The sequence below is a fragment of the Pantoea sp. EKM21T genome (assembly GCF_011800405.1).
In the GTDB taxonomy this organism is placed as follows: Bacteria; Pseudomonadota; Gammaproteobacteria; order Enterobacterales; family Enterobacteriaceae; genus Pantoea; species Pantoea agglomerans.
This window is the reverse complement of the sequence record NZ_JAALFV010000004.1, coordinates 13,040-38,480: the sequence shown is the minus strand read 5'-3', so window position 1 is coordinate 38,480 and position 25,441 is coordinate 13,040. Positions and strand designations below refer to the sequence as shown.

At 55.7% G+C, this 25,441-nt stretch carries 24 protein-coding genes; 12 read left to right on the top strand and 12 right to left on the bottom strand.

Annotation, left to right across the window (positions count from 1 at the left end; genetic code table 11):
- Window positions 1–166: 166 nt before the first annotated feature.
- Entirely contained in the window at window positions 167–1,519 is a 1,353-nt protein-coding gene (locus HFD87_RS09005) for an MFS transporter (protein WP_010671480.1), read from the top strand.
- Between the two features lie 21 nt (window positions 1,520–1,540).
- Here the strand turns inward: HFD87_RS09005 and HFD87_RS09000 are convergent, their stop codons facing one another.
- From HFD87_RS09000 to HFD87_RS08980, 5 genes are all read right to left on the bottom strand, one after another.
- Complete coding sequence (locus tag HFD87_RS09000) at window positions 1,541–2,932, bottom strand: hypothetical protein (RefSeq protein WP_167423276.1); 1,392 nt, start codon at window positions 2,930–2,932, stop codon at window positions 1,541–1,543.
- On the bottom strand, window positions 2,925–3,836 hold the full coding sequence (locus HFD87_RS08995; protein WP_167423275.1) for an alpha/beta fold hydrolase: 912 nt from the start codon (window positions 3,834–3,836) through the stop codon (window positions 2,925–2,927). Before HFD87_RS08995 ends, HFD87_RS09000 begins: the two co-directional genes overlap by 8 nt.
- Before the next feature lie 534 nt (window positions 3,837–4,370).
- On the bottom strand, window positions 4,371–4,583 hold the full coding sequence (gene cspA / locus HFD87_RS08990; RefSeq protein ID WP_010671477.1) for an RNA chaperone/antiterminator CspA: 213 nt from the start codon (window positions 4,581–4,583) through the stop codon (window positions 4,371–4,373).
- A gap of 346 nt (window positions 4,584–4,929) precedes the next feature.
- Window positions 4,930–5,076, bottom strand: coding sequence for a hypothetical protein (locus HFD87_RS08985; protein WP_167423274.1), 147 nt, complete (start codon window positions 5,074–5,076; stop codon window positions 4,930–4,932).
- Between the two features lie 153 nt (window positions 5,077–5,229).
- Window positions 5,230–5,493, bottom strand: coding sequence for a DUF2798 domain-containing protein (locus HFD87_RS08980; RefSeq protein WP_010253502.1), 264 nt, complete (start codon window positions 5,491–5,493; stop codon window positions 5,230–5,232).
- Between the two features lie 128 nt (window positions 5,494–5,621).
- Between HFD87_RS08980 and HFD87_RS08975 the strand changes: the two genes are divergently transcribed.
- Complete coding sequence (locus HFD87_RS08975) at window positions 5,622–6,524, top strand: LysR family transcriptional regulator (RefSeq protein WP_022623963.1); 903 nt, start codon at window positions 5,622–5,624, stop codon at window positions 6,522–6,524.
- Window positions 6,525–6,751: 227 nt separating this feature from the next.
- On the opposite strand, the gene HFD87_RS08970 is transcribed toward HFD87_RS08975, so the two are convergent.
- On the bottom strand, window positions 6,752–7,765 hold the full coding sequence (locus HFD87_RS08970) for an NAD(P)-dependent alcohol dehydrogenase (RefSeq protein WP_033759154.1): 1,014 nt from the start codon (window positions 7,763–7,765) through the stop codon (window positions 6,752–6,754).
- A gap of 168 nt (window positions 7,766–7,933) precedes the next feature.
- Here HFD87_RS08970 and HFD87_RS08965 point away from each other — a divergent pair, with 168 nt between their 5' ends.
- Window positions 7,934–8,839, top strand: coding sequence for a LysR family transcriptional regulator (locus tag HFD87_RS08965; protein WP_031292101.1), 906 nt, complete (start codon window positions 7,934–7,936; stop codon window positions 8,837–8,839).
- Between the two features lie 314 nt (window positions 8,840–9,153).
- Here HFD87_RS08965 and azuC read toward each other — a convergent pair whose 3' ends face one another.
- Both azuC and mntP read right to left on the bottom strand, forming a co-directional pair.
- Window positions 9,154–9,231, bottom strand: a complete 78-nt coding sequence (gene azuC / locus HFD87_RS23145; RefSeq protein WP_111534772.1) for a stress response protein AzuC — start codon at window positions 9,229–9,231, stop codon at window positions 9,154–9,156.
- A 117-nt stretch (window positions 9,232–9,348) separates the two neighbouring features.
- Window positions 9,349–9,924, bottom strand: a complete 576-nt coding sequence (gene mntP, locus HFD87_RS08955; protein ID WP_031593031.1) for a manganese efflux pump MntP — start codon at window positions 9,922–9,924, stop codon at window positions 9,349–9,351.
- Between the two features lie 316 nt (window positions 9,925–10,240).
- Between mntP and HFD87_RS08950 the strand changes: the two genes are divergently transcribed.
- Window positions 10,241–10,483: a DUF1158 domain-containing protein gene (locus tag HFD87_RS08950; RefSeq protein ID WP_010253517.1), complete on the top strand. Its 243-nt coding sequence runs from the start codon at window positions 10,241–10,243 to the stop codon at window positions 10,481–10,483.
- On the opposite strand, the gene HFD87_RS08945 is transcribed toward HFD87_RS08950, so the two are convergent.
- On the bottom strand, window positions 10,473–11,909 hold the full coding sequence (locus HFD87_RS08945) for a PLP-dependent aminotransferase family protein (RefSeq protein ID WP_167423273.1): 1,437 nt from the start codon (window positions 11,907–11,909) through the stop codon (window positions 10,473–10,475). The two genes, HFD87_RS08950 and HFD87_RS08945, sit on opposite strands and share 11 nt — an antisense overlap.
- 59 nt (window positions 11,910–11,968) lie before the next feature.
- Between HFD87_RS08945 and HFD87_RS08940 the strand changes: the two genes are divergently transcribed.
- The 3 genes from HFD87_RS08940 (at window position 11,969) to HFD87_RS08930 (ending at window position 17,063) form a co-directional block, all read left to right on the top strand.
- On the top strand, window positions 11,969–12,424 hold the full coding sequence (locus HFD87_RS08940) for a carboxymuconolactone decarboxylase family protein (protein ID WP_039389685.1): 456 nt from the start codon (window positions 11,969–11,971) through the stop codon (window positions 12,422–12,424).
- Between the two features lie 511 nt (window positions 12,425–12,935).
- Window positions 12,936–14,552: a malate dehydrogenase (quinone) gene (gene mqo, locus HFD87_RS08935; RefSeq protein WP_167423272.1), complete on the top strand. Its 1,617-nt coding sequence runs from the start codon at window positions 12,936–12,938 to the stop codon at window positions 14,550–14,552.
- Between the two features lie 126 nt (window positions 14,553–14,678).
- The gene (locus HFD87_RS08930; RefSeq protein ID WP_167423271.1) at window positions 14,679–17,063 is read left to right on the top strand and encodes a phosphoketolase; all 2,385 of its coding nucleotides are present in this window, start codon (window positions 14,679–14,681) and stop codon (window positions 17,061–17,063) included.
- Here the strand turns inward: HFD87_RS08930 and HFD87_RS08925 are convergent.
- Complete coding sequence (locus HFD87_RS08925; protein WP_031593770.1) at window positions 17,060–17,647, bottom strand: LysE family translocator; 588 nt, start codon at window positions 17,645–17,647, stop codon at window positions 17,060–17,062. The two genes, HFD87_RS08930 and HFD87_RS08925, sit on opposite strands and share 4 nt — an antisense overlap.
- A 134-nt stretch (window positions 17,648–17,781) precedes the next feature.
- On the opposite strand from HFD87_RS08925, the gene HFD87_RS08920 reads away from it, so the two are divergent.
- Window positions 17,782–19,269: a PLP-dependent aminotransferase family protein gene (locus tag HFD87_RS08920; protein WP_022623956.1), complete on the top strand. Its 1,488-nt coding sequence runs from the start codon at window positions 17,782–17,784 to the stop codon at window positions 19,267–19,269.
- On the opposite strand, the gene HFD87_RS08915 is transcribed toward HFD87_RS08920, so the two are convergent.
- Entirely contained in the window at window positions 19,236–19,859 is a 624-nt protein-coding gene (locus HFD87_RS08915) for a glutathione S-transferase family protein (RefSeq protein ID WP_010253536.1), read from the bottom strand. The genes HFD87_RS08920 and HFD87_RS08915 overlap by 34 nt on opposite strands.
- Before the next feature lie 107 nt (window positions 19,860–19,966).
- Here HFD87_RS08915 and HFD87_RS08910 point away from each other — a divergent pair, with 107 nt between their 5' ends.
- Window positions 19,967–20,815: a PhzF family phenazine biosynthesis protein gene (locus tag HFD87_RS08910; protein WP_010253539.1), complete on the top strand. Its 849-nt coding sequence runs from the start codon at window positions 19,967–19,969 to the stop codon at window positions 20,813–20,815.
- A gap of 44 nt (window positions 20,816–20,859) precedes the next feature.
- Here the strand turns inward: HFD87_RS08910 and HFD87_RS08905 are convergent, their stop codons facing one another.
- Window positions 20,860–21,618 carry an SDR family NAD(P)-dependent oxidoreductase gene (locus HFD87_RS08905; RefSeq protein WP_010671464.1) on the bottom strand — a complete coding sequence of 253 codons (759 nt, stop codon included), beginning with the start codon at window positions 21,616–21,618 and terminating at the stop codon, window positions 20,860–20,862.
- 115 nt (window positions 21,619–21,733) lie between these two features.
- On the opposite strand from HFD87_RS08905, the gene HFD87_RS08900 reads away from it, so the two are divergent.
- The 3 genes from HFD87_RS08900 to HFD87_RS08890 all read left to right on the top strand — a co-directional run bounded on the left by HFD87_RS08900 (window position 21,734) and on the right by HFD87_RS08890 (window position 25,302).
- Window positions 21,734–22,633 (top strand): LysR family transcriptional regulator, encoded by a 900-nt coding sequence (locus HFD87_RS08900; RefSeq protein WP_010253546.1) that lies wholly within the window; start codon window positions 21,734–21,736, stop codon window positions 22,631–22,633.
- Window positions 22,634–22,678: 45 nt separating this feature from the next.
- Window positions 22,679–23,698 carry an inner membrane protein YhjD gene (gene yhjD / locus HFD87_RS08895; RefSeq protein WP_010671463.1) on the top strand — a complete coding sequence of 340 codons (1,020 nt, stop codon included), beginning with the start codon at window positions 22,679–22,681 and terminating at the stop codon, window positions 23,696–23,698.
- A 272-nt stretch (window positions 23,699–23,970) separates the two neighbouring features.
- Entirely contained in the window at window positions 23,971–25,302 is a 1,332-nt protein-coding gene (locus HFD87_RS08890; RefSeq protein WP_010671462.1) for an MFS transporter, read from the top strand.
- The last annotated feature ends 139 nt before the right edge of the window (window positions 25,303–25,441 follow it).

Below are 25,441 nucleotides of genomic sequence, written 5' to 3'. Positions count from 1 at the left end.
CGATTAAAAACCACAAAGCATTAGCTCCCGCACGATTCAGAAACATCTTTGCAACATCCTTAACCCTTTGCTCTTAGTCTCGACTGCAACGTCACGGCGGCCTTTTGCCGCTGCGCGCAGACCCCTTCTCACCATAACGATAAGTACCCAGTTTCGGGAGAGTGCAATGGAAAAGACTTCAGTAACCGGCCGCGACAGCGCAGCTGGCGACACGCCATCAGACCAGGATTTCGTGCCGATGCGTAGCGACGTGGTGCGCTCACCGCGTATCCGCAAGATTCAGATCACGGCGATGCTGCTGTTGCTGTTCGCCGCCATCATCAACTATCTGGATCGCAGCTCGCTGTCGGTCGCGAATATGACCATCCGCGAGGAGATGGGGCTGAGCGCCACCGAAATCGGCTTCCTGCTCTCCGCCTTTTCGCTGGCTTATGGCCTGGCGCAACTGCCGTGCGGCGCGCTGCTGGATCGTAAAGGGCCGCGCATTATGCTCGGCATTGGCATGTTTATCTGGTCGCTGTTTCAGGCCGCCTCTGGCCTGGTGCATAACTTTACCCAGTTCATCCTGGTGCGCATCGGCCTCGGCATTGGTGAAGCGCCGATGAACCCGTGCGGCGTGAAGGTAATCAACGACTGGTTCAACATTAAAGATCGCGGCATGCCGATGGGGATGTTCAATGCGGCTTCGATGATTGGACTGTCGGTGGCTCCGCCGATTCTGGCGGCGATGATGCTGGTGATGGGCTGGCGTGGCATGTTTGTCACGATCGGTATCCTCGGCATGTTCCTCGCTATCGGCTGGTATATGATCTACCGCGACCGCGACAACAACACCCTGAGCGCTGAAGAGATCCACTATCTGCAGGCGGGCAGCGTCGCCTCGCGTAAAGAGCCGATCAGCTTCAAAGAGTGGCGCGGCCTGTTTAAGCAGCGCACCATGTGGGGCATGATGATTGGCTTCAGCGGCATCAACTACACCGCCTGGCTCTATATCGCCTGGCTGCCGGGCTACCTGCAGTCGACCTATCATCTCGATCTTAAAAGTACCGGCCTGCTGGCGGCGATTCCGTTCCTGTTCGGTGCGGCGGGCATGCTGCTGAATGGCTATGTGGTCGACTCGCTGGTACGTCGCGGCTTTAACGCGGTGAAAACCCGCAAAGTCTGCATCGTCAGCGGGATGCTGCTGTCCGCCGGCTTTACCGCCGTGGTGACCCGCGCGACCGACACCACCAGCGCCGTAACGCTGATTGGGATGGCGCTGTTCTGTATCCACTTCGCCGGAACGTCGTGCTGGGGATTGATCCACGCCAACGTCACCGCCCGTATGACAGCGTCTGTCGGCAGCATCCAGAACTTCGCCAGCTTTATCTTCGCCTCGTTTGCACCGGTCATCACCGGCTGGGTGCTCGACACCACCAAATCGTTCAGCATGGCGCTGATGATTTGTGCCTGCGTGACGCTGGTTGGCGCACTCGCCTACCTGCTGCTGGTGCGCCAACCGATCACCGACGGCGAATAATCACGACTGACGGCGCGACTGCTACGTCAGCGCCGTCAGGGTGACCCCATGTTTTGCACCATAACGCTGAATACCCGTCATCACCTTCTCCGCGCTCAGCGCGGGTGGTGGTGGCAACAGCGGTGCCCGTTCACGCAATGCCGAGTCGAAGCGGGCAAACGTCGCGAAATCACGCGGGAAACGTTCCTCATCCACGCCAATCAATACGCCTTCATCACGTGCATGGGAGAGCAGCGCCCGCCAGCGGTCAATCTCCGCCAGCCCGATGCTGTCGGTGCCGTGAGAAAAGAGCATCATGTCGATGTTGCGGAACGGCGGCTGTTTTTCCAGGAAGCGTTGCAGGGCCGCGGCCGAAGGCTCGGTGCAAAAGACCAGCCAGAACGGGATGGCGTGCTGATGCATGCTGCACCACGGGTCCATCAGCAGGAAGCTGTCCACCGTCAGCCGGGTCGGTAAAATTCCCGCCGCCAGATACCAGTCGCGGTAGATCTCAGCCACCACATAACTCATCGCTTCCGGATCCTCGTAACGAATCTCCATCAGCTTCCAGTTCTGCGCCGCCGCCAGCTTTTTCAGCGGCGGGATCAGATAGCCATCCAGCCCCCACTCCGCTTCCGGCACGTGGTCAGTAATGGCCGGCGGCGTCCAGCGCTCGCGATCGATGCCATAGCGTGCCAGATATTCCGCCACCCGCGGGCCGCCCTGTAAGTACTCTTTTTCGGTTGCGCCGCCGAGCGCACCAAACTGGAAAAACGAGCGATCGCTGGTGCGGGTTACCGGCCACTGTCGGGTACAATGATTGATAAACAGCGTTGATCCGGCGGGCAGACTTCCCATCAGGAATTCGTTGAAGGCCAGCGGCAGCTCGCGCAGTTTTAGCCGGAAGTAGCGCATCTGATCGAGCATCAGCCGATCCTGATTCGGGTCATGCATATGGTGAACCGCAAGACGCGGCCAGGCGGCCAGCAGTGCCGCCGCCACCTCTTTACCCTGCTCAAAACTCGCCTGTACATCATCGGGATCGCTATTGGCCGCGCGTACCGGACAGAGAAAGGTTTGCGGCAGCCAGGGCACACTCATCGCCGACGCCAGATGCACCAGTGCACCGTTCGACGAGCCGATAAAGGCCGCCGGATAATCCTGCTGCGGGTATTCGCTCACCATCCATTCGGCGATCCCTTCCACATCCAGCTCACCCGCCTGACGCAGGCTGATGCCTTCTGCCATGCCGCCCAGCGCATAGCCCCACTCGCGCAGTCCGGTCGGCAGCCGGTTAAGCGACGGCAGCAGTCGGTCCAGCGTCGGTGACTGGCTGGGGCTGGCAAAGGGGCGATCGTGTAGCGCATTCGCCAGCGCCAGCAGCATGGCGGCGGCAGAGTCAAAACGGGCGATGCCCTTGGGCGGTTTACTCATGTTGATCCTCCTGCTGGATACGTGCCAGGAACGGGCGGATGGCGTGACAGAAACTCCACGGGTAGACGTAGTGCAAAGTGTGCGTCCCGTCGCGTAATGTCAGTCGTTCACTGCGCGGCATCAGGGCGGCGAGTTCATCCAGCCAGCGGGCCGGACAGACGGGATCGCGCGAGCCCCGCAGCAGCAGCGTGGGCGCATTAATATAAGTAAGGCGATGCTCAATGTGGTCGCGCATCATCACGCGCAGCGTGCCAAATGCGCGCCACAGACCCGCTTTGGCATAATCAATTCGAGCCAGCGAACCCGGCGAGCGATGCGCCTCCAGTTGGGTATTGCGCCAGTTGCGCCAGAGCTGACGCGGCAGACTGCGGGCATGACGATCGACCGTCGGCCCCTGCAGCACCAGTCCCGCCACAGCCTGTGGATGTTTCACCGCCAGCGCGGCCAGAATCTGGCAGCCAAACGAATTGCCGACCCAGATAGCGCGCTGGAAACCGTTATGCTGTAACCACAGCCACAGCGCATCCGCCAGCTGATCCACCGACATGATCGGCGAAGAAGGGGGCAGTGTGCTGGCGCCAAAACCGGGCAGATCCGGCACCAGCACGTGATAGTCGCGCCCCAGCGCCAGCGCCAGTGGCTCCATCGCCCGGCCCGACATCACCAGACCGTGGATTAACACGACAGGCAGTCCCTGAGCCTCATTGGGCGTAACGCGGGTAAACATGCGCCAGTCACCAATCTGCTGATAATAACCGGCCAGACCGGCGTGATGACTGTTCGGCGACACCGGCGGCGTCTCCTTAAGTTGCCGCCAGCGTTTCATACCCCATAACGTGGCCGCCACACCCAATCCAACACCTGCCACAATCGCTGCCTGTTTTCGTCGATGCTTCTGGATCATCCGCTGCTCCTGGTTTGGGGAGAATAATTCAGTGTAGGTCGGGATCAGGCAGCAGGCGGGTTATCCGCGCGATGGTGTGAAAAAGTATGGGGTTTCGCCTAAGAAGACGCTGGCATTGCGGGTGATGAACTCTGGCGGGGGATGTGTCTGGTGTAAGCGGGAAGGCAGTGACTGAAACACCCGAGGAGTATCGCTTTACATTCAATGCCCGATATCCAGCGTTAGCAAAAGAAAGGGATGACTTGCTGGCAATCAGTAATACACCTCAGGGGAGCATCGCTGATTTCAAAAGGCGCGTTATGGCTTTTGCCCGATGGCTTAACGTAACATTTCATCACGGGCAGGGCTTATGAAGAGAGGATTAACATCGGGGTAGCCTGATAAACGTGGAGCAGGTCAACGGACCAGAGATAATACGAATTTCAGGCAATAAAAAACCCGCACTGGGCGGGTTTCTTTTATTATCAGCAGAGCTTATCTGCTCAGACTTATGTCTTCATCGCTATTGTAAGCATCGCTGATAATGAGCGCGGCTTACTGCGCTGTGACGTTGCCAGCTGCAGGGCCTTTGGCGCCATTTTCAATGGTGAAGGAGACTTTCTGACCTTCATCAAGCGTTTTGTAGTTATCACCCTGGATAGCAGAGAAATGCACGAATACATCTTTGCTGCCATCATCGGGAGTGATAAAGCCAAAACCTTTATCTGAGTTAAACCATTTTACTAAACCAGTCATTTTGTTAGACATAGATATTTCCTTAATCGATTAGCCACTAAGAGCGGCGAAGATGGCCTGTAGTTAGAGATTTACTTATTGGGCACTTAGGAGGAGGCTCTCGAAGAAGGATATCTGTGGATAACACTTGAACTGAGGACTACTTTACTAAAACTGCTTTCATAAGGTCTGTGTTCCAAACCGATGACGCATTAAGACATAGCGATAATAATTTAGCAATGTATATGTTTATTTATTTTAACCATTTAAACGCTCAGATGGCTGAATGGCTGTTTTATTTTGACTGCTCAGGAAGTGCTTCAGGCTCCGCTGTGTGCGAAGAGGAGCAGGCTAATCCTGTCATAATGACGGTGCCGATTTAACCTTGATGCTTAACAATAAACAGAGCCAGTAAGGTCACATTGCGTAAAAATTTCCGCATGGCCAGCGAAGCGCTGTCATCGCCCTCTTCATCTGTGAGCTTTACCTGCTGCATATCGTACGCCCGGCTTTCGGTATCTTTCATCCTGATATCGGTCAGTATCCGGACGACCTGCCCACCCTCACCCTGCATCTGAAATGCTGGAGATTTGCCACCCGCCTCCATTCTGGTGCAGAAGCAGCCTGCCGCGATGAGCGAGAAGCGGGCTAAACGCCCAATTTGGGCATGCTGACTGTCTCAGTGACCGTGAACGGTCAATCCCACGAGCCGGATAACAACAGGACGGACAACCAGTATGCAAAAGAAAGCCGCTGGCATGGCGACCCGGTAAGCATTCATCACATTTGTCATGTAATGAGGCCCCATTCCGAATTCGGCTAACGTGATGACCAGACTCATCAGGAACGCCATGATGATCGCCATATAAAGCGCAAATATGTAAGGTGTCGTGCGCACCGGCAAGCGGGTTCGTAAGGTTTTTTTTGTTGCAGCATCAGTCATCTGAATATCCTGTTTAACAAAAGTAGATAAGACTGTGGCTAACTTAACAAGCTTATGCGGGGGGTTGTAGAGCGGTTATGCTTTAATCATTATTAAGTAAAAGTGACGAATTAACGGTTGAGGATACGATGGACATTTTAGGGCTGATTAGCACTTTTATTCGCGTGGTGGAAAACGGCAGTATTGCAGCGGCGGCACGCGCTAAAGGTATGAGTCCGGCAGCAGTCAGCCAGAGTCTTTCCCGTCTTGAAGCGCATCTGGGCGTGCGACTGCTATCGCGCACCACCCGCAGCATGACCTTAACGGAAAACGGTAAACGCTATTTCGAGAAAGTCCGTCACATCCCACATGATATCGAACTCGCCTCTCAGGCTGCTGCGAATGAAACCAAACCACAGGGGCCACTTTGTATCGCTACGACAGCCGCGTTTGGTCGGTACGTTCTGGCTCCCCTTATGCCCGCTTTCAAAGCGTCTTTCCCCGATATAGATATTGAACTGATCAGTACCGATCGCAACGTCGATCATCGCCTGGAAGGCGTCGATGTCAGTATCCGCATCGAAGCACAGCTGAATGATCAACTAATCGCCAGAAAAATTGCATCGTTACCCTTTATATTCTGTGCGGCTCCCGCTTACCTTGATCGCGCTGGTACGCCTCAGACGCCTGGAGAACTTAGCCAGCACGCCTGCCTGGTTTTCCGCTATCCCACCGACAGACGGTTTCTGCCATGGACGTTTATGGTCAACGGACAGCCTGTTAATGCAAAACTTAACCCCAGTTTTATCAGCGATGATATTGATATCATCGCCAGAATAGCCGTAAACGGCGGCGGCATTGCCCGTCTGGCAAGTTTTGTTGCTCAGCCACTGATAGACAGCGGTCTGCTAAGGCCTTTGTCCTGGTCAGGTCACAGTGGCGAGAGCACCATTGAGTCCCTGCCGATGAATATCTATGCCTGTGTCACCGAACGTTCGGCACTCAATTCGAAAGTACGGACATTTATTGAATTTGTGGCCGATGCGATTTAAGACAGGAGCGTTTTTGCCGGGCGAAAATTGTCCGTACTTTTCGGTTTATCCACCCGCAAAAGTAATTCACCGCTGCCGGTCGCGGTTATACAGAAAGCGGCCCTTTTGACGATGTGCAGAAGGAATATAAGCACGCTTTGAGAAGGGGTTTAACGCGGTGAGAGTGGGATTAAAAAGTATCTGGCAGTCAGTAAAAACTGCCAGAATTGAGGAATAAAAAGTCGTTATCAGTCACTAATTCTGATGACGATTTTGCCAAATGCACCACGGGAGAGGTGCCGGAAGGCTTCAACCGCCTCATTAAAGCTGTAAACCTGTTCAATGACGGGTTTGATATTATGTTTATTGAGGAACGGATTCATCCGATCAAATGAGGAGCGTGGTGCAACCGCAATGCCCCGGATTGTTGTCTGACGGAAAATTAACGGCATCAAATCAAGTTGTGCTGTCTGGCCGGTAAGAAATCCTACCTGAGCAATCGTACCGGCAACTTTTGTCGCAGCAATTGACTGATTGATGCCATTGCCCCCGGCGACATCTATCGTTACGTCAGCGCCTTTACCATCAGTCATTTCAAGCACTTTTCTTTCCCACTCAGGGTATTTTTTATAGTTAATCCCTTCATCTGCTCCCAGTGATTTAATGCGCTCAAGGTTTGCATCGTTACTGGAGGTGGCAATGACACGTGCACCATAGGCATGCGCTATCTGAGCAGCGAAGACCGATACGCCACCGGTTCCCTGTACGAGCACGGTCTGACCGGGCTGCAGATTGCCGATATCCATTAGCGAGTACCATGCCGTAAGCGCAGCGATGGGAAGTGTAGAGGCTTCTTCATCTGTCATGCTGTCAGGCGCTTTAACTGCGCTGTCCTCATGAATGATCATGTACTCAGCCAGCCCGCCGGGTAACGGCATTCCAATACACCATGCTGGCTCATCGGCTGCAGGTTCACCCTCTAACCAGCGTGAATAGAGATGCGAGTTAACGCGATCACCCGTGCTAAAACGGGATACACCCTGTCCCGTGGCAACAACGGTGCCCGTGGCATCCGAGACAGGAATCAGTGGCTTTGGAACCAGATGAGGCTCATAGAAGCCCTCTACTATTGCCTTATCCCTGAAGTTCAGAGACACCGCACCAACTTTAACCAGAAGTTCACCCGGACCCGGTACAGGCGTTTCCACCTCTTCAAGCTTTAAGTTTTCAAGGCCAAAATCTTTCAGTAACCATGCTTTCATTTTGTCATTTCCCATGTGTATGCATCGAATAGGACGATGATAAAAAAAGCAGGCAGGCGTAAAAAGCCACGTAAAAGGACTTCAGTGTTACTGCAGGAGAAACAATCGGAATGAGATATAATCCGCAATACACTATTTCGGCAGGAATATTTTTTGCGGAGTTAAATGATGCGCTCGAACATGCTGGAATTGATGGATATTTTTGTTCACGTCGTTGAATTCCGTAGTTTCACCCGGGCCGCTGACGCCTTGCAGCTGCATCGCCCTGCGGTCAGTAAGTCCGTACAACAACTGGAAGACAAGCTTGGCGTTAAGCTATTGCATCGCACCACGCGCAGTCTGAGTGTGACCGTTGAAGGGGAGGAAATTTACCAGCGGGCTAAAACGCTGCTGAGTGATGCCAGCGATATAATGGCTTCTTACTCTTCAAATCAGCGACCTCGTGGGCAGCTGCGCATTGATGTTCCACTGGCGCTGGCGCACAGTATCCTGATCCCACAATTAAGCGAGTTTCAGGCTTTATATCCTGAAATTGAAATAGTCTTAACCGCTTCAGATCGCCTGACCCATTTAATTACAGAGGGTGTGGACTGTGTTATTCGTCTCGGTGAGCTTGCTGATTCGAATTTTATTTCGCGCAGAATGGGCAGCCTGCAGATGGTCACCTGTGCAGCCCCCTCTTATCTGGATAAATATGGCACTCCTTTAACACCTGATGACCTTAAAGATCATAAAGCCATTTATTTTTTTAATGAACACAGTCGGGACATCCAGGAATGGAAATTTGTCATGAACGGCGAAATTGTTTCACGGCATCCGGGAAGCAGCGTACGAGTTAACAATTCTGACGTCCTTCTTTCCTGTGGCGTGGCGGGCCTCGGCATGCTTCACGCATTATATACGGCATTAAAGCCCTGTCTCGAAACAGGCCAGCTGAAGGAAGTATTATCGGGTTATGCGACTGTGACGAAACCGGTTTCAATACTCTACCCTGACCGACGCTATCTTCCGCCTAAGGTCCGGGTCTTTATCGAATGGTTTACTGAAATATTCAGGAAGAATCATCAGGGTTAACCGTGAATCTTAGCTTCGGCACAGGCAATCCCGTGACCCATTAAAAGTGCATGTTTCCTGTTTAAGGTATGCCGCCATTTTGTCTGGCATCCGGAAATCTCCCGGGCAGATTGGATCGCTACAGCAACGTCCGTTTCTGGCACAAAGTGGCGCATAACGGGAAATCAGAAGGAGAGGAGTAGCAACAAACAGGATGCACCCGAAGTGCAAAAACGCGGGTTTAAATCAGCAGAAGCAAAGGCAGAAAAAGCAGAAAAGGTGATAATCACAGGTCGATCCCTGACCGCGATTATCGAGGGTTTCTTGCGGGGTGCTTAGTACATGGCACCCGGCGGTACGTGTTTGAACGTCTCAACGTAAGCGCGGAACACGTGTTTAAAAATACGTTTCATGGAACACCTGATTCAAATTTAGTTGAACATATACCGAAAAAGTATAGCTCCTGAGCGTTTTAACAGCAAATAAATTTGAACCAGATCACAAAAATGACGGTTTTATGTGCAAAAGCCCTACGCGGTGTAGCCGAGATGCTGCAACAGAATGGTGGAGCCGACGGCAATCAGCACGACTCCACCCAGCACTTCAGCCCATTTGCCCAGGACCGGACCGATAAAGCGCCCGACTAATACGCCAGTCGTCGCCATCACCGTAGTGGCTGCACCAATGGTCAGCGCGGTAGTAATGATATTCACCTGCAGGAAAGCCAGACCCACACCAACAGCCAGCGCATCCAGGCTGGTCGCTACCGCGGTGGTCGCCAGTACCATAAAGCCATGGCTTTGCGGGGCTTCACAGGGTTCTGCGACGGCAGTCTGACGGAAGCCTTCCATCATCATACGGCCACCCAGAAACGCCAGCAGGATGAAGGCGACCCAGTGATCCCACGCCATGATGTAACGGCTGGCGGCCAGGCCAAGCGCCCAGCCAATCAGCGGCGTCAGCGCTTCAATTGAGCCGAAAATCAGACCGGTACGCAGCGCTTCTTTAAAACCGGGACGATGCAACGTGGCACCTTTGCCCAGAGCAGCAGCAAACGCGTCCATCGACATGCCCAGCGCAAGAATTAAAGTGGCAATAAAGGTCATGATTTATTCACCTGGGGCGAAAAAGCGGCAATTCACGCTGAATTCACCACACAAAGTGTTCAGTTATGAAAAAGTGGGCGCAGTCTACCATGCAAACCCAAAGATAAAAAGACAGTAAAATCAGGGATTTAAGTATAGCAAAGGCTATAACTCTTATCATCCGCTATGAATCGCGCTAAGTCGATGGTAGCAAAGCGTTTTCTGACCATTTCTCTGGCCATGTAGCATGCCGGATGCGCACGAAGCAGCGCGCCACCATTGAACCGTGTCGCCGTTTACCGGAAAATGCCGGGCTGATAAATATGGGATACCGGTTATGAATAACCCTTTTGAAACGTTGATCGTGCCTGGTGGCATTTTACTGCTGGGCTTTCTCTCGGCGCTGCTGCTGCCCGCGCCCGCCTTTAGCGTGACGGTGGCGCAGCATCTGTTGCAGATGTTCCATTTGCAGGACCTGAATCAGCTCTACACGGTGGTGTTTTGCGTCTGGTTTTTGCTGCTGGGCGCACTGGAGTTTTTTGTTATCCGTTTTGTCTGGCGTCGCTGGTTCAGGGGCTGACCGCCTGCGCATCGACCAGCGCCTTTAGCCGTTCGGCACTGCGCGCATAACCTTCACGTGGCAGATGGGCCGTCCCCAGTAACAGGCCCGCACCGCGCTGATCCGCCTGCTGATACCAGATCGACAGCGGCGACGGTGCCATGCCCCACTCCACCGCCTGCTGCGCAATCACCTGATCCGGTGAACCGGCGGGTAAACGGACAATCACCGCCAGCCCGGCGCGTTGCAGGTCAGGAAAGTGAGGATGCAGCGCCGCGATCATCTGCTCCAGCCGCTCATGATAGACGCGCTTCATGCGCCGCAGATGCCGCATAAAGTGGCCATCCCGCAGAAATTCCGCCACCGCATTATGCAGCAATCCGGAGGAGGCAGGCGAAAGCAACGCGCAGACCTCGCCGAACCGGGCCGTCAGCGCGGGTGGCACCACCATAAAACCGAGCCGCAGTTGCGGCGTTAGCGTCTTGCTGAACGTGCCGATGTGCAACACCCGCCCCTGGCTGTCGAGCGCGGCCAGTGCCGGCGCGGCGCGATTGCCGGGCTGAAGCTCGCCGAGATAGTCATCTTCGATAATCCAGCGCTGCGCGCGGCTGGCCCAGTTAAGCAGGGCATGCCGGCGTGCCAGGCTCATCGTCATACCAAGCGGCGCCTGCTGTCCCGGCGTGACCAGCGCAAAAGCGGCATCCGGCGCGCGGGCAATCCCGGCCTCAACCTGCAACCCTTCGGCATCAACCGGCACGGCAACCGGCGTGACGCGCAGCGCTTCAACCGCGCGACGCGCCACCCAGAATCCGGGATCTTCCAGCCATGCTGTTTTACCCTGAAAATTCATCGCCAGCCCAATCAGTCCCATTGCGCCAGCATAGCCGCTGGTAATAATGATCTGGTCCGCCTGACAGCGCAGGCCGCGTGCCACCGCCAGGTAGGCCACCAGCGCCTGCCGCAACGCTAAGCTGCCGCGGGGATCGGGATAGCTGGCCGGTCTGCTGACCTGCATGCGCGTCTGATGCTGCAGAATGCGCAGCCAGACTTTGGCCGGGAATGCATCGCTGGCAGGAATGCCCATCTGGAAGGTCAGCGGTGGCGCTTCATACTCCTCTGCACCCTCCAGCAGCTGGCGTTCAGCCTCGGCATTGACCGGTTTTAACGGCGGTAATGGGCTGACGAAGGTACCCGCTGCGCCTCTGGCCTGCAGAAACTGACCATCAACCAGCATGTCATAACTGGCGCGAACGGTGCCACGCGCCACGCCGAGCTGAGCGGCCAGATCGCGGCAGGAAGGCAGACGTGCGCCAGGTTGTAAACGTCCTTCACCAATCGCCTGTTCAATCAACTGGCGCAGTTGTTCACTGAGGCCACGTGACGCGCCGCGCTGCAGTGTCAGCGTGGAAAGCGGCGATGGACCAGTCAGACTCTCATTTTTTGGCACTTTATCTGCTCCATTGAAAGGCTGAAAATCGCCTTATCAACCCTGAATGAGGCAATAAGATGAGCGAACGTATCGATTTTCACAGTGCAGCACCGGCAGGCATGAAAGCGCTGGGCGGCGTATACAGTTATCTGGCACAAACCGATCTGCCGCTCACTTTACTGGAACTGCTGTTCCTGCGCATATCGCAGATTAATGGCTGTGCCTACTGCATTGATTTACATACCAAAGCACTGAATAAAGCGGGCATGGGCTGGGATAAGATCGTGCTGACCTCGGTCTGGCAGGAATCCGGTACGCTGTTCAGTGATAAAGAGAAGGCTGCCCTGCACTGGGCTGAATGCCTGACCCTTATTGCTCAGCAGGGTGCGCCAGACGACCGCTATACCGCACTGAAAGCGCACTTCAGTGAAAAAGAGATTGTCGATCTGAACATCGCGATTGGTCTGATGAACACCTACAACCGCATGGCGATAAGTCTGAAAAAGTTGCCCGCCAGCGCCAGTCTGTCATAAGTGAATCCGATGCGTGCGCCGGTGTGCACGCATTTTCGGACTCACAAAAATGTAACATTATTTTTACACAAGCGGCCTTTCAGGCGCTCTGCTCCCGATTCCCGTTATTCCTTACTGCATAATAAATCGCTAAATTTCAGCGGATTAAATAATTCCGCACGGTTCATATCCATTCCGTCGTTGCACCAGCATGGGGCTTTTCAGCAACATGTCATTTCCGTTAACCCACTGACTTCAAACTAAAAAACCCCTAATACGCTGCTGGCCCTGATGATTAATTCTTATGCTGAATCATTTCTGCATTTAAAAAATAAACAAATGTTTAATTCAGATGCGAGAATGTTATATTCAGATGACAAAGCATAACGTGCAGTTAACGCGTTATTACCGCTTTAACCCTATACCTGAGACTTAACCTTTGAGAAATAGCGCAACGCGCTCGTAAGAAGCGTGACTATTTCGCCTGCAAAACTGTTGGGCTTCAGGTCAACAGAAGAGGAGATGTCGCCTCATGTGCAATTCAGCTGTAAACCTTGCGCTCGCGATGAGTGCCATGGCAAAGGACACAACTACTACCGCGCAGGAGCGCAAAGACGTTGACGTGCTGCTGATTGGCGCAGGTGTGATGAGCGCCACCCTTGGCGCGTGGCTGCAGGATTTAGAGCCGGACTGGTCCATCGAAATGGTGGAGCGGCTGGATAGCGTGGCCGAAGAGTCGTCAAACGGCTGGAATAACGCGGGCACCGGTCATGCGGCGCTGGCAGAGCTGAACTATACGCCTCAGCAGGCGGATGGCAGCATCGACATCTCTAAAGCGGTGACGATCAACGAATCGTTCCAGATTTCCCGCCAGTTCTGGGCTTATCAGGTCCAGAAAGGCAACCTGCGCAACCCTAAAAGCTTTATTCACAGCACGCCGCACATGAGCTTTGTCTGGGGTGACGACAATGTCGACTTCCTGCGCAAGCGCTTTAAGGCGCTGCAGAAAAGCACCCTGTTCCGTGGCATGGCCTACTCCGAAGATCCGCAGCAGATTGCCCGCTGGATCCCGCTGGTGATGAATGGCCGTGACCGCAGCCAGAAAGTAGCCGCGACCTGGACGGAGATGGGCACCGACGTGAACTTCGGTGAAATCACCCGTCAGCTGATCGCCTCGTTAGAGAAGAGAGCGAATTTCCAGCTACGTCTGCGCCAGGAAGTGCGTGAGCTGAAGCAGCTCGCCGACGGTCGCTGGCAGGTGACGCTGCAGTGTCTGAACAGCGGCACGCGTCGCACACTGACGGCGGGTAAAATATTTATCGGTGCTGGCGGCGCAGCGTTACCGCTGTTGCAGAAGGCTGGCATCCCGGAAGCCAACGGTTACGCTGGTTTCCCGGTGGGCGGTTCATTCCTGGTAACGGAAAATCCGCAGGTCGTCGCGCAGCACATGGCTAAGGTCTATGGCAAAGCCAGCGTCGGTGCGCCGCCGATGTCCGTGCCGCACGTTGACACCCGCGTGCTGGATGGCAAGCAGGTGCTGTTGTTTGGCCCGTTCGCCACCTTCTCGACTAAGTTCCTGAAGCAGGGTTCGCTGATGGATATGTTCACCTCACTGAACAGCAGCAATATGCTGCCGATGGTGAAAGTGGGGCTGAAAAGTTTTGATCTGGTGAAATACCTGATGGATCAGGTGCTGCAAAGCGATCGCGACCGGATGGACGCCCTGCGCGCCTATGTGCCGCAGGCGAAGCAGGAGGACTGGCGCTTAGTGACTGCCGGTCAGCGTGTGCAGATCATCAAGAAAGATGAGAAAGAGGGCGCCGTGTTACGGCTGGGCACCGAAGTGGTCGCCTCACAGGATGGCTCGATTTCAGCACTGCTGGGTGCATCGCCTGGCGCTTCTACGGCGGCACCGATCATGCTGGAGCTGCTGCACAAGGTCTGTCCTGAGCAGATGGCTTCGCCGGAATGGCAGAACAAAATCCGTGCGGTGATCCCATCCTGGGGACGTAAGCTGAACGGCGACGTAGCGCTGACAGAGAAAGTGTTAGCCGAAACCAGCCGGATTCTGCAGCTCGACTATTCGCCGGTTACCCCGATGGCAGCAAACGATGAAGGACGGGAAACCGCGTTCGTCGTCGGCAAATAATTCAGCGCCATTGATAAAAAGGCTCCGCACTGCGGGGCCTTTTTTATTGGCCGGTTACCTGGTCGATCCGGGCATTCTCTATTAGGGTTAAGGCATCTTTTAGCTGCACGATCAGGAGGAAACTGCATGTCTTACTCCCCTGCTTCACCGGAATTCACGCTGCTCGACCGCTACTGGCGGGCCGCGAACTACCTCTCCGTCGGACAAATTTACCTGATGGATAACCCGCTGTTGCGTGAGCCACTCAGGCCTGAACACATTAAACCGCGTCTGCTGGGTCACTGGGGCACTACGCCAGGCCTGAATTTTATCTATGCCCACCTCAACCGCGTTATCCGGAAGCAAAACCTGGATATGATCTACATCTGCGGACCAGGACATGGCGGCCCCGGCATGGTGGCGAATACCTGGCTTGAGGGCAGCTACAGCGAGATTTATCCGCACATCACGCAGGATGCGGCGGGCATGCAGCGTCTGTTCAAACAGTTCTCCTTTCCGGGGGGCATTCCCAGTCACGCGGCACCGGAAACGCCTGGCTCGATTAATGAAGGCGGTGAACTGGGCTATTCGCTCTCCCATGCGTTTGGCGCGGCCTTCGATAATCCCGAACTGGTTGTACCCTGCGTGATTGGCGACGGCGAAGCGGAGACCGGTCCACTGGCCTCCAGCTGGCACGACATTAAATTCCTGAATCCTGAACGTGACGGCGCGGTCCTGCCGATTCTGCACCTCAATGGCTACAAAATCGCCAACCCGACGCTGCTGGGTCGCAGCAGCGATGAAGATTTGCACCAGTTGTTCAGTGGCTACGGCTATGAGCCGCTGTTCGTCTGCGGGCATGAGCCTGAAAAAATGCATCCGCTGATGGCGGAGGCGCTGGATAGTGCTTTCAGTAAAATCGCCGCTTATCAGCGCGAGGCGCGCCAGGGCAAAGCCACCACCGGGGTGCCGCGCTGGCCAATGATTATCCTGCGCAGCCCCAAAGGCTGGACCGGCCCCAAAACGGTCGACGGCAAGAAAGTGGAAGATTTCTGGCGGGCGCATCAGGTGCCGGTCGCGGCCTGTCGCGAAGATGAAGGACATCGCCAGATCCTTGAGACGTGGATGCGGAGTTATCAGCCAGACGACCTGTTTGATGAACAGGGGCGCTTAAAGCCGGAACTGCAGGCGCTGGCACCGGAAGGTGATAAACGCATGGGGTCTTCGCCTTATGCCAATGGCGGCCTGTTGCGCCGTGAGCTGGATACGCCTGAACTCGCGGAGTTTGCCTGCGATGTCAACGAGCCAGGCGCACAGATGGCGCAGGCCACTGAGCATCTGGGCCGCTATCTCAGCGTGCTGTTCCAGCGCAACCGCGATAATTTCCGCCTGTTTGGCCCGGATGAAACCGCCTCTAACCGCCTGACGCCGGTCTTCGACGTGACCAGCCGTACCTGGCTGGAACGAACAGAGCCTTACGATGAGCAGCTGGCGCGTGATGGTCGGGTGATGGAAATTCTCAGTGAGCATCAGTGTCAGGGCTGGCTTGAGGGCTATCTGCTGACCGGCCGCCACGGGCTGTTTAACTGTTATGAAGCTTTTATCCACATCGTCGATTCGATGTTTAACCAGCACGCCAAGTGGCTGAAAGTCTCACGTAAACTGGGCTGGCGTAAGCCGATCTCGTCGCTGAACTATCTGCTCTCTTCGCACGTCTGGCGACAGGATCACAATGGCTACAGCCATCAGGATCCGGGCTTTATCGATCACGTTGCCAATAAAAAAGCGGACATTGTGCGCATCTATCTGCCGCCCGATGCCAATACGCTACTGTGGGTTGGCGATCACTGCCTGCGCACCTGGGACCGCATCAATGTGATTGTGGCGGGCAAGCAGCCTGCGCCGCAGTGGCTGGATATGGCGAGTGCGGTGACCCATTGTGAAGCGGGCATGGGCGAGTGGCGCTGGGCGGGCACCACCCCAGAGCATGAGGAGCCGGATGTGGTGATGGCCTGTGCCGGTGATGTGCCGACCATGGAGACGATGGCGGCGGTGGATCTGCTGCGCGGTATGCTGCCCGAACTGCGTATCCGCGTGGTGAACGTGGTCGATCTGCTGGCGCTGCAGCCGCAGGATCAGCATCCGCATGGCAAATCTGATGCGGAATTCGACGCGCTGTTTACTCAGGATAAACCGGTGATCTTCGCCTTCCACGGTTATCCGACCCTGATACATCGCCTGACCTATTCGCGTACCAACCACCGCAACTTCCATGTGCGCGGCTTCAATGAAGAGGGAACCACCACTACGCCATTTGATATGACGGTGCTGAACGAGCTTGACCGCTATCATCTGGCGCAGGAGGCGATTCTTCGCGTGCCTGGCCTGGCCGATGCGCATCCTGAGCTGCTGGACGATCTGCAGGAGCGCATCGCTGAACATCATCGCTATGTGCGAGAACACGGTGAAGATGTGCCGGAGGTGCAGAACTGGAAATGGCCGTCGGCCACAGCACCTGGTGCACCCGATTAAGCGGCCAGCAAGGCGTCGGTCAGCATCCAGATGGTAGTCGCCACCAGCGACAGCGCCATCAGGCTGTTGAATAACTGACGCTTCCAGGCAATCTGCAGATGGCTGCGCAGGCGATCGCCCAGCGCAGCCCAGATCAGAATGCAGGGCAGGTTCAGCAGCATAAAGCCGATCATCACCGTCAGCACGCCGCTGCTGGCGCTGTACAACAGCGCCACATTGGTCGCCATCAGCCAGGCTTTGGGATTGATCGCCTGGAAACAGGCTCCGCCCAGCAGCGTCATGGGCTGCGGCTTGCTGCGCACTTCAGGTGCTGCCGCACGGAAAATCTTCCACGAGAGCCACAACAGATAGGCACAGCCTGCCAGCGTCAGCGGCAGGCGAATCGCCGCCATCCAGTGCAGTAAGACCTCCAGTGCGACGCCGGCGATCACCGTTTGCAGCGCACAACCTACCAGTATGCCAAACACCATCGGCAGCGTGCGGCGCATGCCGAAATTGACGCCTGAGGTCGCCAGCAGCAGATTGTTCGGGCCTGGCGTAATCGACATGACGGTAACGTAACTGAAGAAAGAGGGATCGAGCATGGTGACTCTCCTGAAAACAGACAGAGTTCTATGCTAAGGCGGCAAAAGGGATGGTAACAGTTACACAAAATCACTATTGTTATGGTTACAATTCCCGTTAACAGCAATTGTACCCATCCAATCCGGAGGCTACTGTGTCCCTTGCTCCTACTTCCGATCAGCCGCTCTATCAGCAGCTGGCAGACAGCTTCGCTGAGGCTATCCATCAGGGCACGCTGAAACCCGGCAAACGTCTGCCGGCGATCCGCCGCGTCGCCCAGTCACATCAGGTCAGCGTCAATACGGTACTGAATGCCTGGCAGTTACTGGAAGATCGCGGGCTGATTGAGGCGCGTCCCCAGTCGGGCTATTACGTGCGCGGCGTGTTGCCCGCCGTGACCCGCCATGGTCAGCATAAAACCCGGGTACGCGACCCCAGCAGCAGCAAGCTCGACCTGATCGATAAGGTATTTGCGGCGCAGAACCATCCCGACTACATCAATATTTCCCTGGCCTGTCCCCAGGATAGCGAGCTGTTTCCTGCGGCGCGTATTGCCCGGATTACCGCCTCACTGCTGCGCCGTCATCCGAACATGATTGGGCGCTATGCGCTTCCGCCCGGTAGTGAGCGCTTACGGGAGGAGATTGCGCGACGGGCGCTGCACGCCGGACAGACGCTCACCGCCGATGAGATCACTCTTACTCACGGCTGCATGGAGGCGCTTCAGCTGGCGCTGCGGGCGGTCACGCAGCCCGGCGACTGCGTCGGACTGGAGTCGCCGACCTACTTTTTCCTCTTCCCGCTGCTGGCTTCACTGGGCCTTAAGGCGCTGGAAATTCCCACCGATCCGCAGCATGGGCTGTCGCTGGATGCGCTGGAGATGCTGCTTCAGGAGCAGCGAATTAAGGCGCTGATTGCGATGCCGAGCGCGCAGAACCCGCTGGGCTGCGGCATGTCGCTGGAGAACAAGAAGCGGCTGGCGAAGTTAGTGAATACTTACCACGTTCCGCTGATAGAAGATGGGCTGTATGACGAGTTACAGTTCGACTGGCCGCTCTCGCCCGCGGTAAAAGCCTTTGATCGCGACGGCTGGGTGATCTACTGCACCAGCTTCACCAAAACCGTGGCGCCCGATTTCCGTATTGGCTGGACCGCCGCTGGCCGTTTTCATGATGCGATTGCCCGACTGAAAGCGGTGTCGTCGATGGCAGAATCCGCCCTGCTCTCTGAAACGCTGGCGGAGTTTCTTGCTTCCGGCGGTTATGACCACCATCTGCGCACGCTGCGCCGTCGCTACGCGGCCAACCTGGATGAGGCGCGGGGGCTGATCGCCCGCTACTTCCCGGAGGGCACCCGCGCGACGCTGCCGCGCGGTGGCTTCGTCTTCTGGGTCGAGTTACCGGGCGGCGTAAATACCACCGAGATGTTTGATCGGCTGCTGCAGGAGCAGATTTGCGTCACGCCCGGCGCGCTCTATTCGCTGAGCGAGCGCTACAACCATGCACTGCGCCTCTCCTGCTGCTATCCGTTTGATGCGCGCTATAGCTGGGCGATCAGACGCGCGGGCGAAATCGCCTGTGAACTGGCGGGAGTATCCTGCGGCGAGGCTCAGGGTGTGCCGTTGCGACCCCAGACGGTATAGCCGTGGCGTTCAGTCAGGCGTTCGTAATAGGTGCGTACCGCCGGATAATCAGGGTGTTCGAGCGGCGTTTCAAACCAGCGGTTCACCGCCAGACCAATCGGAATGTCTGCCAGCGTGAAATTACGTCCGGCAACGTAGCGACCGGTTTTTTCCAGCTGCTGATTGAGAATGCTCATGGTGTGTGCCCAGCCTTTGCTGGCCGCGGCCAGCAGACGTGGATCCTGATGAGCCGGTGAATTTCGCACCAGCGACATAAATGCGTAGCGCCATGAGGTGTTGAGTTCAGTGGACTGCCAGTCCATCCACTGATCGACAGGCGCACGCGTTTGAGGATGATGAGGATAGAGCCACTCGCCGCCATAGGCATTCGCCAGATAGCGCAGGATGGCGTTGGATTCCCACATCACAAAGTCATCATCTTTCAGTACCGGCACCATCGCATTGGGATTAAGTGCCATAAATTCGGGCAGGTGCGTTGAGCGAAATCCATCGCCCCACTCTTCGCGCTGGTAATCAAGGTCAAGCTCGTCACACAGCCATAATACTTTGCGCACGTTGATTGAGGAGGCGCGTCCCAGGATCGTTAGCATTCACAGTCTCCGGTAAAATCTTTAACTTATTGATAACGCTGTTAGCTGTTATAAGCAATCATCCGGCAGAGAAAAGGCCGCACTGAACCCAATCGCAAGGAGTCATCATGAAGGTCGCGTTTAAGCAAGTCGATGTGTTTACCTCAGCAGCCTTTAATGGCAATCCGCTGGCGGTGATTATGGATGCTCAGGGGTTGAGCGACAGCCAGCTGGCGGCGATTGCCCGCTGGACTAACCTGTCGGAAACCACCTTTGTGCTGCCGCCACAACATGAAGAGGCGGACTACCGGGTGCGTATTTTTACCGTGGAAGGCGAACTGCCGTTTGCCGGTCATCCGACGCTGGGCACCGCACACGCGCTGCTGGAGGCGGGCTGGCCAACCCGTACGCCGGGCGAAATCGTGCAGGAGTGCGGCGTCGGTAACGTGACGGTGAAGATTAATGAGACGGGCGGACTGGCCTTTGCCGCGCCTGCTGCCACCCTGATGCCATGGCAGGATGCGCTGATGGGTAACGCCTTAAACAGCGATGCGTTCGATTTGACGCAAAGCCCCACCGTGGTGGATATGGGTATCCGCTGGCTGCTGGTGCCAATGGTCAGCGCCGAGGCCGTGCTGGCGCTGCAGCCCAATGTCAGCGATTTGCAGCGCCTGATTAAACATGCGGGTGTCTCGGGCGTGATGCCTTTTGGCCGTTTGCCCTCGGGCGAGCATGAACAGTATGAAGTGCGTGGCCTGCTGGTGGAAAATGGCAGCCTGACCGAAGATCCGGTGACCGGCAGCGCCAACGCCTGTCTGGCGCGGTATTTTGCAGCCGCAGGCCATACCACCTCCTATCGCGTGCGTCAGGGTACTGCCCTGCAGCGTGCCGGTCGGGTGAACGTAACCTTTAATGGTGAGACCATCTGGATTGGCGGTAATACTGTTACCGTCATCGATGGCACCATTACGCTGTAAAAGACGGCGACGTCGCGGGGTGCTTTCCGCGACGCCACCAGCGGTTAAATCCCCTGCCCGCCTGAGGCTTCAATACGCTGAGCGGTGATCCAGCCGGTTTCGTCACTGAGGATCGCGCTGATGGCGTCGCCGATATCATCCGGCAGTCCGACCCGGCCCAGCGCCGTCAGCCCGGCAATCTGATGGTTAATCTCGGGGGTATCGCGCACCCGGCCACCGCCAAAGTCAGTCTCTATCGCGCCAGGTGCCAGTATATTGACGCGAATGCGCCGTTCGCCCAGCTCCTTCGCCTGATAGCGCGTCAGTACCTCCATCGCCCCTTTCATTGACGCATAGGTCGAGGAGCCAGGATAGATCAGCCGGGTCAGACCGCTGGAGATATTCAGGATGCGGCCACCGTCGTTGATCAGCGGCAGCAGCTTCTGGGTCAGGAAGTAAGGCCCTTTGAAATGCACATTAACCAGCGCATCAAATTCCGCCTCGGTTGTGTCGGTAAACGGCTTGTAGTGTCCGTGTCCGGCGTTGTTCACTAAATAGTCAAAGCGCTCACGCTGCCACTGCTGTTGCAGTGCCTCTTTCACCTGGCCGACAAAACGATCGAACTGACCGGTTTCGCCGACGTCCAGCGCCAGCGCCACTGCACGTCGCCCCAGCGCCTCGATCTCCTTCACCACCGTCTGTGCCTCATCGGCATGGCTGCGGTAAGTCAGGATAATGTCTGTCCCCCTGGCCGCCAGTTTTAACGCGCCATTACGGCCTAAACCGCGGTTTGCACCGGTAATTAACGCCACTTTCTGATTCATCTCTCGCACCTGTTGAAAAATTGAACACAGGTTAAGGATATTCGCGAATTATTGATCTATAAACAGTGTTAAATGCGCATCACTGTTTCAATAAAAACAACAATCGGTGAACAACATGGACAAAATTCACGCAATGCAGGTGTTTGTGCGGGTGGCCGAAATGGGCAGTTTTACCCGCGCGGCAGAGAGTTTAGGTGTCCCCAAAGGCAGCGTTTCGCGGCAGATACAGGCGCTGGAGAATCAAATGGCAACACGTTTGCTGCATCGCACCACGCGCCGGGTGCAACTAACCCAGGACGGGTTGGTCTATTACGATCGCTGTCTGGATTTATTGTCGATGATTGACGATATGGACAGCCTGTTCCAGCACGAGCCTGCCTCGCTCAGCGGTAAGCTCCGGATTGATATGTCTGTGGCCATGGCCACCAGTTTTATCCTGCCACGGCTGCCGGAATTTTTGCAGCACTACCCCGGCGTAGAGATTGAGCTGAGCAGCAGCGATCGTCAGGTGGATGTGATCCGGGAAGGGTTTGACTGCGTAATCCGCGTCGGCGAGCTCAAAGATTCTGGCCTGATTGCGCGAAAAATTGGTACCCATACCTTGATCAACTGCGCCAGCCCTGGCTACCTTTCGCGTTTCGGCATGCCGATCCGGCTGGAAGAGCTGTCGCAGCATGCGATGGTGCATTACAGCCAGCAACTGGGTCAGGCCTCACCGGGTTTTGAATATTTTGATGGCAGGCAGTGTCACTATGTTCACACCGGCGGTGTGGTCACCGTGAACAGCACCGAAACCTATCGCGCCGCCTGTCTGGCGGGGTTAGGCATTATTCAGGTGCCTGCCGCCGGGATTCAGACATTACTGGAAAGAGGCGAGCTGGTAGAAGTGCTGCATCGCTTTCCCGCCAGACCGATGCCGATCCACCTGCTCTATCCGCACCGGCGCAATGTGGCGCGTCGCGTGCGGGTTTTTATGGAGTGGCTGAGTCAGGTGTTACAGGAGTACGTCACCTGAGCGGCTATACTTTGATTTTAATGATAAACAGGACAGTGAAGGTCTATGACAGACAAGCAGGAAAACCCACAGGATACGCAGCCGCAAAAGCCACTTATCGATATTAAAACCGGCAACGAGACGGTTGATCATTCGATAGTGCGCGTGTCGCGTTTTGCCGCCTGGTTTCAGGCGATCCCGGCAGTGGCGCATTTTATTCGCGCCCTTGACCGCTTTAACGATCGGCTCGGCAGCCAGTTTGGCGCGGCCATTACCTATTTCTCTTTTTTATCGCTGATCCCCATTCTGATGGTGTCGTTTGCCGCCGTGGGTTTTGTGCTGGCATCGAACCAGGATCTGCTGACCGATATCATCAACAAAATCGTCAGCAGCATCAGCGACCCGACGCTGGCAACCACGCTGAAGAATACGGTAAATACCGCCATTCAGCAGCGTGCCACCGTGGGTATTACCGGTTTACTGCTGGCGCTCTACTCCGGTCTTAACTGGATGGGTAACCTGCGCGAAGCGATTCGTGCCCAGTCGCGCGACGTGTGGGAACGCAAACCGGATGACAAAGAGAAGATCTGGAAGCGTTATATTCGCGATTTCCTGTCGCTGACCGGTCTGATGCTGGCGCTGGTGATTACGCTGTCGCTGACCTCGGTAGCCGGTTCGGCGCAGGCAATGATCGTCAGCGCACTGGGGCTGGATGGCATCGACTGGTTACGGCCCGCCCTGACCATTATCGCCACCTCGATTTCTGTTATGGCTAACTACCTGCTGTTCCTGTGGATTTTCTGGATCCTGCCGCGTCATAAGCCGCGTAAGAAAGCGCTGTTCCGCGGCACTCTGCTGGCGGCAATCGGTTTTGAGGTGATCAAGTTTGTGATGACGCTGACGCTGCCGAAGCTGGCGACCTCGCCTTCCGGTGCGGCCTTTGGTTCCGTGCTCGGCCTGATGGCGTTTTTCTACTTCTTCGCCCGTCTGACGCTGTTCTGTGCGGCATGGATCGCCACCGCCAAATATAAAGACGACCCACAAATGCCTGAAGCGGGCAGCGCGTCACGACACAAATCATCGTAATCCGTTAACAACAGCGGAAAATATTACCTCTCGGCTATTTTTTAACCATATAACAGGATGAATAGCTGAGGGGTCACTTTTATTTAGCCCTTTCGTAGAGTATCCCGCCAGATATCGTCCGGATTACCCCGGTATCCCCCGACATTCGTCGTACCTCAGAAATTATCCTCTTTTTGCCCGCTGAAGCCAGACGCGGCGCGGGTTTTCATCATTGAATGCGCTCTGGCAGATGCGTAAGATTCTTTGTCTGTATTTACAAATAAGAAACAGTTATGCAAGCCTCCCTCACAGACACGCTCGACAAACAGCAGGATCCCACGCCGGTTAACTCACGCAGTAAAGTGGTGATTGCCTCGCTGGTCGGAACGGCCATCGAGTTCTTCGACTTTTATATTTATGCCACTGCTGCGGTGATTGTTTTCCCGCACATTTTCTTCCCGCAGGGTGATGCCACGGTCGCGACGCTACAGTCGCTGGCCACGTTTGCTATCGCCTTTATCGCGCGTCCGATTGGCTCCGCCGTGTTTGGTCACTTTGGCGATCGCGTGGGTCGCAAGGCCACGCTGGTTGCCTCGCTGCTGACCATGGGGATTTCCACCGTGGTGATTGGTCTGCTGCCCGGCTATGAAACCATCGGCGTGATGGCTCCGTTGCTGCTGGCGCTGGCGCGCTTTGGTCAGGGACTGGGACTGGGTGGTGAATGGGGTGGCGCAGCGCTGCTGGCGACGGAAAATGCCCCGGCGAAGAAGCGTGCGCTTTACGGTTCCTTCCCTCAGCTGGGTGCGCCGATTGGCTTTTTCTTCGCTAACGGCACTTTTCTGCTGCTTTCGTGGCTGCTGACCGACGAGCAGTTTATGCAGTGGGGCTGGCGCGTGCCGTTTATTCTCTCTGCCGTGCTGGTGCTGATTGGCCTGTATGTGCGCGTTTCGCTGCATGAGAGTCCGGTGTTTGCCAAAGTACAGAAAGAGAAGAAGCAGGTTCGGGTGCCCATTGCGGCGCTGCTGAGCAAGCATCTGACTGCCACCATTCTCGGCACCTTTATCATGCTGGCGACCTATACGCTGTTCTATATCATGACCGTCTATTCGATGAGCTACGGCACCACGGCAGCACCGGCCGGTCTGGGTATTCCGCGTAATAGTATGTTGTGGATGCTGATGCTGGCGGTGATTGGCTTTGGAGTGATGGTGCCGATTGCCGGTTTGCTGGCTGACCGTTTTGGTCGCCGCAAGACGATGATTACCATTACGCTGATGATTATCGCGTTTTCGTTCCTGTTCCCGGCGATGCTCGGTTCCGGATCGCAGGCGCTGGTGATGGCGTTTCTGTTGCTGGGTCTGAGCATTATGGGCCTGACCTTTGGTCCGATGGGCGCGCTGCTGCCGGAGCTGTTTCCGACCGAAGTGCGTTATACCGGCGCATCGTTCTCTTATAACCTCTCATCGATTCTGGGTGCCTCTGTTGCGCCTTATATCGCGACCTGGCTGAATGCGCATTATGGTTTGCAGGCGGTGGGACTTTATCTGGCGTCGATGGCCGTGCTGACGCTGATTGCATTGCTCGCCTGTAAAGAGACGCGTAATCAGACGCTGTATGACGTTTAATCCGGCTGGATGAAGGTCAGTGAAAACCCGGCGGCTGCCGGGTTTTTTTATGGAGCAGGCTCACAGAGTACAACCGCTCTGAAGGGCTAAACAATATCAGGCGACAGGCTCAGGGAGCATACGCCTTAAGCGGGTTAGC

Excerpts from the sequence above, each read along its gene's own strand:
- HFD87_RS08950 (WP_010253517.1), top strand. The coding sequence starts at position 10,241 with ATGAATAACCCTTTTGAAACGTTGATCGTGCCTGGTGGCATTTTACTG.
- HFD87_RS08965 (WP_031292101.1), top strand. The coding sequence starts at position 7,934 with ATGCGCTCGAACATGCTGGAATTGATGGATATTTTTGTTCACGTCGTT.
- yhjD (WP_010671463.1), top strand. The coding sequence starts at position 22,679 with ATGACAGACAAGCAGGAAAACCCACAGGATACGCAGCCGCAAAAGCCA.
- HFD87_RS08995 (WP_167423275.1), bottom strand. The coding sequence starts at position 3,836 with ATGATCCAGAAGCATCGACGAAAACAGGCAGCGATTGTGGCAGGTGTT.
- HFD87_RS08940 (WP_039389685.1), top strand. The coding sequence starts at position 11,969 with ATGAGCGAACGTATCGATTTTCACAGTGCAGCACCGGCAGGCATGAAA.
- HFD87_RS08980 (WP_010253502.1), bottom strand. The coding sequence starts at position 5,493 with ATGACTGATGCTGCAACAAAAAAAACCTTACGAACCCGCTTGCCGGTG.
- HFD87_RS08890 (WP_010671462.1), top strand. The coding sequence starts at position 23,971 with ATGCAAGCCTCCCTCACAGACACGCTCGACAAACAGCAGGATCCCACG.
- HFD87_RS08925 (WP_031593770.1), bottom strand. The coding sequence starts at position 17,647 with ATGCTCGATCCCTCTTTCTTCAGTTACGTTACCGTCATGTCGATTACG.
- HFD87_RS08905 (WP_010671464.1), bottom strand. The coding sequence starts at position 21,618 with ATGAATCAGAAAGTGGCGTTAATTACCGGTGCAAACCGCGGTTTAGGC.
- HFD87_RS08930 (WP_167423271.1), top strand. The coding sequence starts at position 14,679 with ATGTCTTACTCCCCTGCTTCACCGGAATTCACGCTGCTCGACCGCTAC.
- HFD87_RS08900 (WP_010253546.1), top strand. The coding sequence starts at position 21,734 with ATGGACAAAATTCACGCAATGCAGGTGTTTGTGCGGGTGGCCGAAATG.
- HFD87_RS08975 (WP_022623963.1), top strand. The coding sequence starts at position 5,622 with ATGGACATTTTAGGGCTGATTAGCACTTTTATTCGCGTGGTGGAAAAC.
- HFD87_RS08915 (WP_010253536.1), bottom strand. The coding sequence starts at position 19,859 with ATGCTAACGATCCTGGGACGCGCCTCCTCAATCAACGTGCGCAAAGTA.
- mntP (WP_031593031.1), bottom strand. The coding sequence starts at position 9,924 with ATGACCTTTATTGCCACTTTAATTCTTGCGCTGGGCATGTCGATGGAC.
- HFD87_RS09005 (WP_010671480.1), top strand. The coding sequence starts at position 167 with ATGGAAAAGACTTCAGTAACCGGCCGCGACAGCGCAGCTGGCGACACG.
- HFD87_RS08910 (WP_010253539.1), top strand. The coding sequence starts at position 19,967 with ATGAAGGTCGCGTTTAAGCAAGTCGATGTGTTTACCTCAGCAGCCTTT.
- cspA (WP_010671477.1), bottom strand. The coding sequence starts at position 4,583 with ATGTCTAACAAAATGACTGGTTTAGTAAAATGGTTTAACTCAGATAAA.
- HFD87_RS08970 (WP_033759154.1), bottom strand. The coding sequence starts at position 7,765 with ATGAAAGCATGGTTACTGAAAGATTTTGGCCTTGAAAACTTAAAGCTT.
- HFD87_RS08985 (WP_167423274.1), bottom strand. The coding sequence starts at position 5,076 with ATGAAAGATACCGAAAGCCGGGCGTACGATATGCAGCAGGTAAAGCTC.
- mqo (WP_167423272.1), top strand. The coding sequence starts at position 12,936 with ATGTGCAATTCAGCTGTAAACCTTGCGCTCGCGATGAGTGCCATGGCA.
- HFD87_RS09000 (WP_167423276.1), bottom strand. The coding sequence starts at position 2,932 with ATGAGTAAACCGCCCAAGGGCATCGCCCGTTTTGACTCTGCCGCCGCC.
- azuC (WP_111534772.1), bottom strand. The coding sequence starts at position 9,231 with ATGAAACGTATTTTTAAACACGTGTTCCGCGCTTACGTTGAGACGTTC.